This is a genomic window from Mariniphaga sediminis (genome assembly GCF_003573545.1).
Classification (GTDB): domain Bacteria; phylum Bacteroidota; class Bacteroidia; order Bacteroidales; family Prolixibacteraceae; genus Mariniphaga; species Mariniphaga sediminis.
In genome coordinates this window covers 68888-83859 of record NZ_QWET01000001.1, presented here as the reverse complement: position 1 = coordinate 83859, position 14972 = coordinate 68888, and the positions used below count along the sequence as shown (strand labels likewise).

The following is a 14972-nucleotide window of genomic DNA, read 5'->3' as shown; positions in this document are numbered from 1 at the left end:
TTGTTTTTCATTTAATGAGTTATTCCTGTTAAAATATACGTTTTTCCCTTCTCTGTTTCGAAATTGGTCCGGATAAAATCATTGTCTTCCCTTGAATTGCCCACTTCAGTATTTGTTACTGTAACAGGCTTGTTCGTGCGGATTTGGCAGTTGCCTCCCAGTTTGGAAGTTATTGTGGCACGAACCAATTGCCCGTTTTTCCATTCTATGTCAACGGTAAAACCCTTACGGGCTTTTAATCCTGTTACTTTTCCTTCCTCCCAGGCCGCAGGGAGTGACGGCAATAAATGAATCGTACCATCATGACTTTGTAAAAGCATTTCAGCGATAGCTGCTGTACCGGCAAGGTTAGCATCAATCTGGAAAAAGTTAACGCATCTTCCCAACAGGTTATCCCAACTAATTCCGATAACGTCTTTGCTAAGTTTTGCATGTGCTTTATCGCCCTGCTGAAGCCGTGCCCGACAGGCAACACCCCAAGCCGCTGCTGCCCCCCAGTACATATCTTCCGGTTGGGAGTATCTGCGGTTTAAGGTTACTGTGGCCGCCTCCATCAACTCTGGCGAATCGTTGTACGTAAACTGGGTTCCGGGATACAAGGCAAATAAATGGGAAATATGGCGGTGGCTAACATCGTGCTCTTTATAATCTTCCAGCCACTCCTGAATTTGCCCGTGCCTGCCAATTAAATCCGGTGCAAGCTGTTTTTCCATTTGAATCATTTCCTTACGGAAATCTTTGTCCACATTCAAAATGCGGCTGGCTGCCATTGTATTTCGAAGCAACTCCCTTACAATTTGTGTATCCATGGCAGGTCCGGCTGTATTTGCATACTTTTCCGGTTTATCCGGGAAGGGCATAAAATTGTTTTCCGGGGAATTGGCCGGGCAGGTAACGAGGTAACCATATTCCGGATGTTCCACCATGTAATCCATGTAAAACAACACTGCTCCTTTTAATATGGGATAAATACGTTTCAGGTAATCCTTGTCGAGATTAAAAGCATAATGGTCCCATAAATTCTGGCACAGCCATGCCCCTCCGCCTGAAAACAATCCGTAACTGGTATAGCGGTGCGGTTCAGAAAATCCCCAGGCACTGGCCAGTGTATGCCCCACCCAGCCCCGGCAGCCGTATGTTTCTTTTGCCGTTACGGAACAAGTCTGGCTGAGCAACCTGGTGTAACTTTCAAGCGGTTCAAAACATTCTGAAAGATTTACAACATCTGCCGCCCAGTAATTCATCTGGAGGTTGGCGTCGAGATGGTAATCTGCCTGCCAGGGGGCATCCAAATCCTGGCACCACAATCCCTGGAGGTTCATGGGCAACTCCCCTGCGCGGGAACCGCTAATCATCAGGTAACGCCCCAGTTGAAAAAACAATGCTTCCAGTTCCGGGTCCCTGTAATCTTTCCGGTATTCTTTTAACCTCATACCGGTTGGAAGAGAAGAAAGCAAAGGCTCTGTTTTTCCCAGGTTAATACTCGCCCGCCGGAATAACTCCTGATGCGTTGCGATATGCTCCTTACGAATGTCTTCATAGTTCATTGCCACAACCTTGTCCAAGTGCCTTTTGCAGGAAACTTCCGGATCTTCTGTCTCAGCATCCGGAGTACCGAGAAACTGATTCATCCTTTCCTTGTAACTGGTCGCTCCGCTAATGTATAAAGTTACGGTGTCTGCGCCCTCTATCGTAATACTTGTCTCAGAAGAACTGATTTTGCCACCGTCTGCCAGCACCCTTGCCCTGGCTACGTATTTCAGCCACTTTTCTCCTTTCCCATTATCGGGCCACCCAATCATTACAAGGTCCAAACCGTTTTCGACAAAGGCCTGGTTGTATGCCGTATGACCGGAGCAATTACGTCTTTCCCGGCGGGGAAGTTCTTCTTCCACCCTGCCGGGACGGTCCATGGATACTTTTAAATCGATACTGCCCGGTTGACTGCCCGTAATCCTTACAACAATTACCTGATTTGCTTCAGAGGCAAAGACCTCCCGCACATATTCAGTTTTTGGTGCGGTATAATAACTGGTCTGCACCATCCCTTTATCCAAATCCAACTCATTCCGGTACGCGGTACCACAATATTCGATCGGGGCCAGCGTGCGGTACTCCTTTACCTGTGTAAAGTCGAGCCAGAGATTACCAAGTAACTGGTAAGATCCGAAACTTAGGAAATTCTTTTCGGTCAGCGAAAGAATATCATTGCAAATTTTGTTTGCTTCGTCATATTTACCCTCAAAAATTAAAGCCTGGGCTTTCCGGTTGGTTTCCTGCGCTTTGGGATTATCAGCATGGTGCGGGCGTCCGGACCAAAGGGTATTTTCATTCAGCAAAATCCGCTCTTTTCCGGTTTGTCCAAAAACCATTGCCCCCAAACGGCCGTTACCAACCGGAAGTGCTTCGGTAAACTGCACCGCAGGTTTGTCGTACCATAGTTTCAAATCGTTTGATTCTTGAGCTCTTGCCCAAAACGGATTGGCTAAAATGATAAATATGATGGCGATAACTATTTTCATAATTCCTACTTCGCACTACTAAACTTCTCCAATAACTCTCCCATCTGTTTTCTGTAATTCATTAAAACCTCCGGGTTCTTTGTGTATACCCGGTCGCTGGTAAAAACTTCATCTCCAAAATGAAGTAGCTGCCTGGCTTTTTTTACCAACCCTTTTTGATTTGGAGAAGCCGACTCAACATACTTTTCCAACATCATCATGTAATCGTAATCGTCTATTCCTTCACGTAATATTTCCAGTCGAACCGATGGAACAGGACCTCTTAAATATTTTGTTTTATCGTTATTGGGATCCCGGTTAGGAGGATAAAAGAACATTCCATCTCCATTACCAAACTCCATTCCTCCGCCAACCGGAGCACCGTAACTGTCTTTGTAAGTCATCGGGTCTTCCCAAATATTTTGTAAGATGCCTGGAGGAGAACAACCTTCAGCATTCCAAACATTAGCCGACCAGACTAAAATTCCGGTTAAGTTGTAACGATACGACATCCACAACCACATTCGCATATTAATAGCGTCCGCATCGATAAACAGGTTTACATGCGGATCTTTAGGCCAACACATCAAATACGACCACATTTCGCGCCCCTGTTCCATCCATTTCTTCGATTTTTCAGGATTGAACTGGATTAAGACCGGGCACCCGATATCGGTGACATCCATAATCTCCGGGCCCGGATTATTTTCAGTAATAAAACGTTTTAATTTGGGAGCAGCAGCATGAATTGTTTTCATCCCCTCCCGCACAAACTCGTAATCTTCGTGTTTGGGTTCATCAACCCAATACAGGTATTCTTTTCCGAGCCAACCATTTTTCTCCAGGTTTTGCTGAAAGGCGCCCAAATAACGGGATATTAGTTTTTTATACTCGTCGGTTCCGTTAACAAAACCGCCAAACCAGCCGGCTTTTCGGCCATAATAAGCTCCTTCCCTTAACTCCGGCACCTTAAACCTGAAACCGGTAAACCCGTAGCCGTCAAGGTATTTATGAGCGGCATAATTGAACTCGGTAAAATCAATCTCCAGGTCTAATTCATCCATATTCTGTTCAAAATCGCCATGCGGTAAAAGATTTTCTCCGGTTTGAACATCGGTAAAACTTAAATTATCCATCCAGAAAACTCCTGTTAATTCGCCTCGTGTAAACGGAACAACCGGATAAAACTGAACGCTAACATACTTTGCCTCTGCAGGGATTGGGCGGCAAGCTATCAATCGGTCCACCAGAATTGGATTTTCCGGATCGAGCAGAAGGCTATCTTGTTTCCAGCTTACACTTCCGTCGTAAATAGTTCCCTGAAGATGCCAATGAATTTGTTCTTTATTGGCGTCATAACTTTTTACGGAAACAAAATACTTTTGACCATCCTCCAATGTTTTCGCCCACCACTTTAATAAATAAGGTTTTTCGGGGGTAACTTCAATCAGTTCTTTGGCCCGGCCTTCGATATTCGCACGAACACTATTGTCGTTTACCTGATACGAATACCTTCCTTCGAACACAGTATCAGGATCGAAGGTACCTCCTGCCCATTTTACACCTTTCACACTTTTCGAGATCGGATACTGGTCGAATATTTCCTGCGGAGAAATCCGGTACTCTTTAAAACTCTGATAATAGAGGTCGAGTACCTGTTTTAATTCTTCTTTGGTTTCCAGATTGTGATACTGGTGAATCAATCCTGAATACAGATTAAAAGCAGAACGGATATGAGGAACTTCAGGCATTGAGAAATCCCATACTTTAAGCTCAACGGGAATGGAAGCCTCCCAATTGGCAGTAGCAAATTTTATAACTGCTTTGTAGATTCCGGGTGTTGCATTCTCAGGTACTTTTACCGTAAACCACAAGGGAGTATTTGTTTCTGCTTTGGCATCGAATGGTTTTTCGTACAATGGTAGCGGGTCGGGATACCAGCCTGTCTTATGGTACTTCCCTGATGGTTTGGTAACATGAACATATTCTACCTGCCTGATTTTTATATTGGCAGCAGGTATCACCTCATCTCCCTTCTGCGTAAAATCAGTTATTGATACGGAAATATTTTTAAATTCAACCAGAGGAGATAAAACCACCTGAAATCCTTCATATTCATTACGTGCCGCCTGAATTTGAATTTTCCCTTTTTGGTCCGGGACAGGAGCATCGCGCATTATTTTACTGGTATTTACTGCCCACCATATTTTACACTCCGGGGTGTTCTCCACTAATAAACCATTGGCTCCAGCTGACAAAACAAACGTAAAAACAACACAAATAAGTAAAAAAGCTCGTATCATGTTTTAAAAAATAATCGTTTTTGTTTTCGAATTTTCATCAGAAGAGTGGATGGTTAACACTCCCCCTTTATTTAGTTTTTCCCAGGTCCAGCCCTCTTGCAGCAACGAGGAGCTTTCTTTTATTTTTCTATCACCCACCATTATTTTAGAGGGCTTACTTATTAACCTGAATTTCTGGGTTGATTGACCATCGTAGGTTGAATACCCAATCTTCTCATCGTCGTACTCAATACTTTGGACTACAGATGACGAGCGCAACAAATGATTTTCGTTCGCAGGAGCCCATTCCGGGACGGCAGCCAAAACATCAATAAAATGGCGCACATAATCGCTGTACCCATCCGAAAACCAGGTAGCCAGATAATCGGGCCCAACGGCTACCACTCCATTGTCGTAAGTCATATATGTGGCTGTGTTCAGGTAACGAAATGCCTGGTCTTTAAACCACTCGTTAGCAGTTTTTTCGTACCAAAGGGCACACGCCGATGCATATCGGGCAGAATGACTTCCCATCGGACGGTAACACCACAACTGCTCATTCATGGCATCCATTCCTTCGGTTTTAAATGCCGATACTGCATAGTATAAAAGTGCCGGAATATGAATATCCCTTTTATCATCAAATTGTGGATTTTCAGCCAGATATTTTGCCAATTCAACAGGAGTAATTTGCACCCGGTTTGCAAGGCTTGGATCATAATCAACATCTTCAAAATAACCATTCCATGTAAAAGTGCGAAGCGGTCCGTTTTTTCCAAACAACCAGTTCCATGCAATTTCTACTGCATCGTTGTATTGTATGCTTTTTTGTTCCGGAAGATTAATCCGATCTTTTATCCGGATCAATTCCCGCATCAACTTTACTGGTTCCAGTACATTGGAACTATACTGGTCAAATACTTCGCCGGTGAGCGCATTCACCCTAAACGGCCAGGGCGACCTGCCAATTCGTACTTCATAGTTCTCCTGATCCGAATCAACCGCCTCAATTTCCCTGATATTTGCAGCCAATGCATCCGCGCAGGAAACGGCGGCATCCAGGTATTTCTGTTCACCGGTCACCTGAAAAAAACGAAGATACGCGTAGCCCAGTTCTCCCACTTTATCGGGTTCAATATTGTTATAGCCATCCCCTCTTTTACCCTGCCACCAGGTAGCTCCATAGTATTCCGTTTCAAAAGGATTGGAACTGGCGTAGGGCACATTGGGCCAACGGTAATTCCCCGGGGTTGTTCCATGTTCAAGCTGGTAATCCAACATCTCCCTTACCAAACCGATAAACCGCGCATCTCCTGAATACGCATAATACTGAACCGCAAAACTTTGCACCGACCCGGCAAAAACACAGGCAGGATTATGTATCCAGCGCCGCGCAACAAAATTTTTATCGGGGGTCATGTGAGGGCCTTTAAAACAGCAGGTAACAAAATACATAGGCAGCCCGGTCTGGGGTTCAATGGGCATGTCCAATAAAAATTCGGAGGCAAGCTTTACAACATGACTGTAACCAGCACCGGGAATACCGGGCATATACCAGCTCAAAATCTCACCCGACTCGTCGTATACAACCTCCCGCCCGCATATTGAATCAACTTGTTGCGCTTTAACATGAATCCCCAAAATCAGTAATAATATGGATAAGATAATTTTGTCTCTATTTTTTATTGTTGTCATATTCCTTTTTTAGTTTATAATGCCCATAAGGCTACAGGCATTTATTCTTTAAAGTATCTATAAAAGTAGTCACAAAGTATTTCCCGCTTCCTGTTTCAACCACTTCCGTTTTTATCGTTCTTCTCCCTGATTCACAACAAAAAGCAAAAAAGCATTTGACCTGTCCCTCCCATTTAGCATTACACGTAACTAACCGTTCTGCCGCTTTGTATGAAAAAAAGGGAGGATTAATACAATTTACATAAAACTATCCACTGCACCGGGTATTCTTTAAATACCCATTACTTTCCTTTTCCCGGACTTATAAATTCGTTGATATTAAACATTTCCCCACCTTCTTCCCCTATCAGTAAATTTAAAGTCTCTCTTCTTTTAAAATCGAAATACTGAACTTCGAAGTGATGAGCGCCTTTTTCCAATGCGGCATAATTTTCCATAAAAATTTCGTAGTGTACCCCGTCATTATTAATTATTTCCTTTCCGTCAATAATTAACCGGCTTCCGTCGAACGACTCCAGAAAAAAACGATACACACCGGTTTCAGGAATATATAAGGTTCCTTTAAACCGCACGGCAAAATGATCCTTTATACGGGGTTGAATTTCTGTTAACGATAGCGAATGAAGAGAAAATGAACGAACAGGTTTCAGCGAATCAAAATCCGGCAGTAAAGTAAAAATCCCTTCGTAATAATCCGCCTTTATTTTGTCTCCTGCCGGTTTTTGTTTTACCATTAACGGAAGCCTGACTACGGTTTTAACCGATTCCCTGCTTCTCCCGTTAACACTGTTAATGAACGACGATACAGTTGTCGTATTTTTCAACACAAATAGTTTTTCGTTAGCCGCCTCAGTCTGGTATTGTCCATCGTTTAACCGGTAATTAATGCTGCCTGTTTCATTTTTATTTACAATGGAAAGTGAAGTAGAATCGATAAAATAACTTTTTTCGGCACCTAACAGGGGAGCAATAAGATTTACCTGTGAAGGTTCTTTTTCCTTTTCCCAGATATCGAAAACACAGCCCGTGGTATCAATTGCTTCCACATGCAGCTTATTTTTCCATACCCTGACATTCAGGAAATGATGAATATTTTTTGCTTCTACCGAAAACCAGTTTCTGTCGTTTGGTGTTTTTATAAAATCGCCGCCACCGCCGCCGGTTATGATATGGGTAACACCTTCTTCCTCGTTAATTTGGTTTTCACGAATTGGCCAGGTCCTTTCGTAATTATGCACATGCCCTGCCAGGGTCAGGTCAACACAATATGTTTCATAAAGATCTTTCAGGTGCAATATATTAGGATCGCCTTTGGTGGGAGCTGCCATCAAAGAACTCCTGTACGAAAATTTATGGGATGTAAATACCGGATGATGGTGAATCACAATTTTCCAGGTTTCTTTAGATGAAGCCAACACATTTTTTAGTTCATTGTATTGTTCAGATCCAACCAAAATATCTTTGTTAGTATCTACAAAAATAAAAATTATATCTCCTTTTTTTACCGTATAAAAAGCGTTATCGTATGGAAGATCAAAATATTGGTACAATTTTTCATCATTCATCTCGTGATTCCCGCTCGCAGGATACAAAGGGGTATAACTAAGCAATGTTTTTGCCGGCCGGAAGAATTCATCAGTCCAATCGTCTTTATTAGGGCCATATTGTACCAGGTCGCCAACATGGACAATAAAGTGCGGTGTTTCTTCGGCCATGAGTTCTGAAATTTTCTTCCAAACTACCGGGTTCCCCTGGGTATCGCCAACAACAGAAAAAGAAACAGCAGAATGGTTATAGTCAGGAATGGATAGTGGTGTAAGCCGTCCTCTCAATGTATCTCCGCTCTCGCCAATACTTATTACCTGGTAGTAATATAAATCACTTCTATTTAGCCCGCTTACAGTAAGCTTATGAAAAAGTGCAGATTCATTTTCCCGGGCCACAATTTTCATGTCCGGATTCAATAAAAAAGGTTCGGTCTTAATCAAGTGCACTTCTCCTTTTGCAGGTAATGTTGTCTCCCATAATACCCGAAACGAGGAGTCAGATATGTCTGTCAGGTATGGTTCCACTACAAAATCCAGTGACTTGTCCTGTTGCCCAAACAGATAGGCAGTTGGCAGCAAAAAAAATCCAATAAAAAAAATGGTGTAAAAAAATTTCTTCATAATAATATTAATCTTTTCAGATTCACGTTGAACGGGTACAGTTCAGCTTGAAATACATACGGGTTATTGTACTTTATCATCAAATCAATACATAAAAACCGAACATAAAATGAAGCCCATTAAATAATACGTCCTCTTTGATTATGAACATGCCTTATAAATGCCTCGGCATACGAAGTATTAAATTCCATTCCGCGGAATACTTCCATTTTACCATGGTATGCCGGATAATCATCTTCAATTTTCTGGCTTTTATGAATAAAACATGCATTGTGCTTTTGCTTTATAACCGGAGTAATATCCACATAATTTGTAGGCATAAAATTTTGTGACTGCCATCCCGACATCACTTCATAATAATACATCGCCTGCTTTTTACCTAAATTGAGCCATGCATCATAAACAAGAATGGAACAAACGCGGTGGTCGCGATGCGTGTCGACAGGCCAATGGTTAAAAATAATATCCGGGTCTTCTTCTTTCAGAAAATAATGAATCGTATTATAATGTTCTTTGGTGACCTCACAATCACCATCAATCTGCCCCAAAAACTTTGGTGTGGCATTTAAAATCCTGCATGCTTTTAACGCTTCTTCCGTTCGAATTGCAGCCGCTTCATCGTGCGTTTTCCCGCTGATACCCGCTTCGCCCCGCGTGAGGTATGCAGCGATTACTTCGTGCCCTTCGTTTGCCAATTGCGCCATTACCCCGCCACATCCGGTTTCCGGATCATCTGGATGGGCTCCAAACACAACCACTTTCAGCTTTTTCAACGGTTTCATTTTACTGTCTTCATTTGTTGTACTCATTATTGGCACCCCCAACAAAGAACAAGCTGCTGTTGGGATTGAAGCCTTCAGCAAATCACGACGGGAAACTTTTTTCATCTGTTTATTTTTTTGATTTCAGAATATTCAAAAGGCCTGAATACCTTCAGTAATTCACATAAATATAAGTCATTTTTCGGAGAAAATCGAAACAACAAAACTTCATGTTTATTTCATTATATTTCGCTTAATTATTAAACTGTTTTTTTTGAATATTATTTCCTCTTTACACACATATTAATTTCATAAACCAAAATCATTTTTTCAAAAGATCTTTTAAGCAAAAAACGAGGCCGTAATAAATGGGCTAACGCAAAATGATATCACGTTAGCCCTTAAAAATATAAAATGTACTCTCTATTACTCTATCTGCTAATTCCCGTTAGGATTTACATCCCACCATAAAGGAACATTATCTAAATCTTCATTCCCGTTACCCAATAACTGAACTGCTTTATCAACCTCTCCCGGTTGAGATGCTTTTTCGCTATCAGTAAACATAAACCGCGTAATAATCATCCCTTTAGAAAGATCTATTCTTCCATTTGCAGAAGTTTTTTTAGCATAAATTTTGGGCAGGCGTGTCCTTCTGTATTCAGACCAGGCCTCAAAGCTAATTGGATAGAGCGCTAACCACTTTTGAGTGATAATCTGTTCATATTGTTTTTCGCTATCAGCCGAAAATTTAACCGGGATGTCAGTCATTGCCGGGTCGTTGTACCCATAATTATTGGGAGCAACAGGCGTATTCATACTGTTTACAATACTCTGAATAGAATCCTCTGAAATTCCATTTCCCCTCCATTGCTTTATGGAAACCTCAATCCCTTTTTCGTAGAATGATTTAGCATCTCCTCCCATGTTCCATCCGCGCCAGGCACCTTCTGCTTTCAGGAACCAGGTCTCCGCTGAATGCATAATATTAATAGGAACTTCATGGTTATCGTGCTCAAAATAGGCGCCAAAATTAGAGTAGGATTTGAAATAGTTTATTTCACTCTCCTGCGCATAGCCATTGGCCATTCCATGATACCCCCCCGTGTTGGCTTTTAATTCTTCGGGATACCCGTCCCCGTCGAAAACTTCGTCGTATTTAACAGCAGAGAAAAATTTCTCCATACGCGGATCAGCATACCCTTTAAGGACGCTTTCCATACTTGCACTCATTACCATTGCAATCCAGGGTACCACACGAGATATTCCATTTCCTCTGTTCAGCCCCACAACATTCATAAATGCATCGTCGTCATTGGAGGCCATTGTTTGTTCTGCGGCGGCTGCCTCTGCTTCTACTTTGGCTTTTTGAGAATCGATATTAGAAATACGCATAGCTAAACGTAAGCGCAAGGTATTTGCCAGTTTTGTCCATTTCGAGACATCTCCATTAAAAATCAGGTCGCCATCTCCAAAAGCATTTTCTCCCTGGCGTGATTTCAGGATATCGACAGCTGTTTTTAAATCCTCAAACATCAGGTAATACACATCTTTCTGGCTTTCGTACGGAATTGTTTTTTCACCTGAACAAGCTTTTGTATAAGGAATTGGTCCCCAAATATCAGCTAACTGGTGCATCAGGAATACCTTCCATATTAAAGCGACTCCATATTCCGCCTCATAACCATCTTCACCTTGTGTCATATTCAGAATTGAAAAAAGAGGAGGAAGTCCTTGAGAATACATTTTCTCAAAACCGGCATCACACCATCCTTTTCTTAATTCATTATGTCCGCCCCATGAGGAAGGAACGGCCATAAAACCACATAAATGCATTGCTGCCGCACCTGACATCCGGACATAGTTATCGGTTGTAAGCCAGTTGCTTCCTTCATACTGTGTTTTTGAAAAAAGGGAAGGCAATTGTTCCGGACCTATCTGCATCACCTCCGTTTTGTCGGTATTGTATTCAGCAAAATTATCCGTGCAAGAATATAACAGTGCTGTTCCCAAAATTATACCTGACATTATCACGTATAAATGTTTTTTTATCTGAAATATATTTTTCATGTCCTTAAGTTTTAAGTTAATCATTATAAGGAGATTTTGACATTAAATCCAAGAGTCCTTGTTCCGGGCAGGAAAGCACTTTCTGCACCTTGTCCGTTTGTACTTACGTCATAAGAAACATCCGGGTCAAACCAATTACAGCCATTATAGATGTAAAACAGGTTACGCCCAACAGCAGATATTCTTAATGATTTTATAACAGAATTTCTTATGGGAAAATTATACCCCAACGAAAATTCACGTAACCTGGAATTGGTTGCATCATGGTTAAACAGTTCTCCTGTGCCACTATTAATCCTTCCGCCAACAGATTTGTAATAATCTTCTGCACTGATGTTGATATCGTTCACACTGCCATCTTCTTTTACCCCATCAACAACAATACCTTCTTCACGCCCAACCAAAGAAGCTTTACTTGTTCCGGCACTTAACATCATAGCCTCGGTAGCTGATTGCCGTACGCCGCCATAATTTAAATCGATTAAGAATGACATATGCCAATTTTTGTAGCTAAAACTATTGGTGAGCCCACTTCTCCAATCGTAATTGAAATTTCCTAAATAAACGTCGGCTTTTCCATGATCGATAAGCGGAATACCATTAGAACCAACAATAATTTTTCCATTCGCATTGCGCTTAAAACCGTAGGTAAATATCTCTCCGAATGGCCTGCCTTCGATAATCCATGTTTCCCCCATTGACAAGTTGGGTGTTTCAATCTCATACCTGTCTATAAACTCAGTAAGTTCAATAACTTTATTCTTATTACGTGCAAAATTAAAGTTTACATCCCATTTGAAATTGTGTGTTTTAACGGGTGTTGCATACACCATAATTTCCACCCCGGTATTCTGGATATTTCCACAATTAAGCCATGCAGAACTAAAACCGGATGATGGAGGATTGGTAATCCGCACTAACTGGTTATACGTATTCGATTTATACCAGGTAAAATCGAGTCCCAACCTGTTGTCAAAAAACTTCAGGTCGGCGCCGGCTTCCCAAGATTTGGTTTTTTCCGGAATAAGTTGTTCGGCAACTTTTGTGCTTTTCGGGGTAATCATTCCAAGAGGGCCACTTGAATCGCTGTTATATGCCTGGAATATACTGGCAAATCCGGCATCATTACCAACTTCGGCATAGGAACCGCGTAGTTTTATAAAAGTAATTGCATCGGGAAGGTCAATCATATCGCTAATAATTCCGGACAGCCCAACTGACGGGTAAAAATAATCATGAGGTTCCGGCAGGGTTGAACTCCAGTCTCTTCGTGCCGTTACATCCAGGAACAAATAATTCCGGAAACTAAACTGTCCCATCCCGTAAATTGACTGTTTTTGAATCCGTGTTTCAAGATCCTCGGTAATAATATTTCTGGCAAAATTTAATGCAAATTTGTTCAACATAGACAAGCCCCTTGCTTCTGCCCACTGGCCTCTCCGTTGCATATCTTTCACCTCAGCACCTAAATTAAGGCCAACCCGGAAATCTTTATTTAACTCTTTATCAAATCCCAATAAAATATCACTATTCAGATTTTGGATTTTATCAAATGAGGTTTTATAATTTCCGAAGCCGGAATAAATGTACGGGGTGCCCCAATATGTTTTTTCCTCGTTGTCTGAATTAGATATATTCATTCCTCCACGGACTTGCAGGTATAAACTTTCAGAAAAATTGTAGCGCAAACTCAAAAAACTATTTACCCGGTTAAGAGCGCTGGGCAGTTCAAAACCTTCCATCGCCCAATACGGGTTAATGTTATCTGTTGATTCCGGCGCCCAGGTATTCTGCGTAAGTTTTCCCATTTCTGTTACATACGAGCCATTTTCAATATCAGAAGTCCGCATGCTCCGTGGCATTTTAACCAACTGCCACATGGGGCTAAAAAGATTGTCCCCTGAGGTAGGCTGGTCTTTTACAGTCTGGCGGAAGTGAGTAATTTTAAAATCCATATTCAGGTTTTCCATCAACTCTGCAGTAAGGCGCAAATTAAAGTTGTGTCTTACCATTTTATTGTCTTCCAATACTCCTCTTGCTGTAGTATTACTATACGAAAAGTAAGAAGATGATTTTTCGGTACCGGCACTGTATGAAAAACTATTTGTCAGGTTATAACCTACTGAAAAAAGATCTTTAACATTATCGGGCTGAGGAGATAATGTTACTGTTTCCCCTTTCCAGTTTTGAACACTTTGCCCTGTCATTTTGGGGCCCCAACTTGTATTGGCAGCAGTCGCCTGATAAATTCCGCTGGCACCTTGTGCATATTCATTTTGAAACTCAGGATATAAATACGGGAGATCAAAACTGGTAACAGAATTAACTGTAATCCGGGGCTTACCTTTCACTCCTCTTTTTGTCGTAATCACGATTACCCCGTTGTTGGCGCTCGACCCATATAAAGCTGAGGCAGCAGGGCCTTTCAGTACGTTTAAACTCTGAATATCATCGGGGTTAATGCTCGACAAATTATCTAATGGCGGCTGAGGCTGGCCTTGCATAAAAGGGGCAATACTCTCGGCAAAAGCCTGAGGTATCCCGTCAATTACAACAAGTGGCTGGTTGTTGTTTTGTATGGAACGATCGCCACGGATGATAATACGGGGATCGCCGGAAACACCACTTGCACCGGAAGAAGAAGTAATTGAAACCCCGGCAACCTTTCCGGCCAATGCATTACCAAGACTAACGTCTTTCACAGTAGTTATCCCTTCCATATCAACCTCCTGGGTTGCATATGTCAGGGTTTTCTTTTTCTTTTCAATACCCAAGGCAGTAACGACTACCTCTTCGATCGATTTGGTATCTTCTTGTAGAGTTACGTAAATTGCCGACTGGTCGCCAACTAATACTTCCTGCATGATAAACCCTATAAACGAAAACTGTAACACGGTCTGATCGTTTGGAACAGTTATCTCAAAATTACCGTCAAGGTCAGTAACTGTCCCCTGAAGGGTTCCTTTTATAATAACATTGACACCCGTGAGAGGCAGATTATTCCCATCGACTACTTTTCCGGTTACTGCTTTTTCTTCACCTTCAACAATAACAATTAAGTTATTTCTCATGTGTTTATAAGTCAATCCCTTATCCGTTAAAACTACATCCAGCAATTTATCAACCGATGCGTTTTTCATATTGACACTAACTAACTTCCCTTCAACATTTTCATAGCGGTAAAGAAACTTCACGGAAGTTTGCTCTTCCACTGAAGAAAAAAACTGTTCAAGCGGAACATTTTTAATATTAATAGTTGCTACTGTATTCTGTGATACTACAGCCCAAGACTGAAAAACACAAAACAGAATTAGTAAAAATGTTAGTTTCATAATCAACCAAGTTTTTGGGAACAGAGAAAAAAATACTCCTATCCCTTGTAAATGAGATTTTTTTTTCATAAGATTGAAATGTGTTAATGAATTTTAAATTGAATGATTTTACACAGTCTTGGGGTGGAGAATGGTGCATATTCTTCACCCCATTTTAATTTCT

Annotated in this window: 7 protein-coding genes; all 7 read right to left on the bottom strand. The window is 41.6% G+C overall.

Going from position 1 to position 14972, the window contains the following annotated elements; genetic code table 11:
- Nucleotides 1-11: 11 nt before the first annotated feature.
- The 7 genes from D1164_RS00300 to D1164_RS00270 all read right to left on the bottom strand — a co-directional run bounded on the left by D1164_RS00300 (nt 12) and on the right by D1164_RS00270 (nt 14809).
- Nucleotides 12-2522 carry a glycoside hydrolase family 95 protein gene (locus D1164_RS00300; RefSeq protein ID WP_119347938.1) on the bottom strand — a complete coding sequence of 837 codons (2511 nt, stop codon included), beginning with the start codon at nt 2520-2522 and terminating at the stop codon, nt 12-14.
- A 5-nt stretch (nt 2523-2527) separates the two neighbouring features.
- Nucleotides 2528-4804 carry a DUF4091 domain-containing protein gene (locus tag D1164_RS00295; RefSeq protein WP_119347937.1) on the bottom strand — a complete coding sequence of 759 codons (2277 nt, stop codon included), beginning with the start codon at nt 4802-4804 and terminating at the stop codon, nt 2528-2530.
- Nucleotides 4805-4807: 3 nt separating this feature from the next.
- Nucleotides 4808-6478, bottom strand: a complete 1671-nt coding sequence (locus D1164_RS00290) for a hypothetical protein (protein WP_119347936.1) — start codon at nt 6476-6478, stop codon at nt 4808-4810.
- A 281-nt stretch (nt 6479-6759) separates the two neighbouring features.
- Nucleotides 6760-8646: a metallophosphoesterase gene (locus tag D1164_RS00285; RefSeq protein WP_119347935.1), complete on the bottom strand. Its 1887-nt coding sequence runs from the start codon at nt 8644-8646 to the stop codon at nt 6760-6762.
- Between the two features lie 119 nt (nt 8647-8765).
- Nucleotides 8766-9533 (bottom strand): PIG-L deacetylase family protein, encoded by a 768-nt coding sequence (locus D1164_RS00280; RefSeq protein WP_119347934.1) that lies wholly within the window; start codon nt 9531-9533, stop codon nt 8766-8768.
- Nucleotides 9534-9845: 312 nt separating this feature from the next.
- Nucleotides 9846-11477, bottom strand: a complete 1632-nt coding sequence (locus D1164_RS00275; protein ID WP_172594271.1) for a SusD/RagB family nutrient-binding outer membrane lipoprotein — start codon at nt 11475-11477, stop codon at nt 9846-9848.
- Nucleotides 11478-11500: 23 nt separating this feature from the next.
- A complete protein-coding gene (locus D1164_RS00270; RefSeq protein ID WP_172594270.1) occupies nt 11501-14809 on the bottom strand; it encodes a SusC/RagA family TonB-linked outer membrane protein in 3309 nt (1102 codons plus the stop codon).
- Nucleotides 14810-14972: the final 163 nt, after the last annotated feature.

What these genes read in the sequence shown, in the direction of transcription:
- D1164_RS00300 (WP_119347938.1), bottom strand. Translation starts at nt 2,522, where the DNA reads ATGAAAATAGTTATCGCCATCATATTTATCATTTTAGCCAATCCGTTT.
- D1164_RS00295 (WP_119347937.1), bottom strand. Translation starts at nt 4,804, where the DNA reads ATGATACGAGCTTTTTTACTTATTTGTGTTGTTTTTACGTTTGTTTTG.
- D1164_RS00290 (WP_119347936.1), bottom strand. Translation starts at nt 6,478, where the DNA reads ATGACAACAATAAAAAATAGAGACAAAATTATCTTATCCATATTATTA.
- D1164_RS00285 (WP_119347935.1), bottom strand. Translation starts at nt 8,646, where the DNA reads ATGAAGAAATTTTTTTACACCATTTTTTTTATTGGATTTTTTTTGCTG.
- D1164_RS00280 (WP_119347934.1), bottom strand. Translation starts at nt 9,533, where the DNA reads ATGAAAAAAGTTTCCCGTCGTGATTTGCTGAAGGCTTCAATCCCAACA.
- D1164_RS00275 (WP_172594271.1), bottom strand. Translation starts at nt 11,477, where the DNA reads ATGAAAAATATATTTCAGATAAAAAAACATTTATACGTGATAATGTCA.
- D1164_RS00270 (WP_172594270.1), bottom strand. Translation starts at nt 14,809, where the DNA reads ATGAAACTAACATTTTTACTAATTCTGTTTTGTGTTTTTCAGTCTTGG.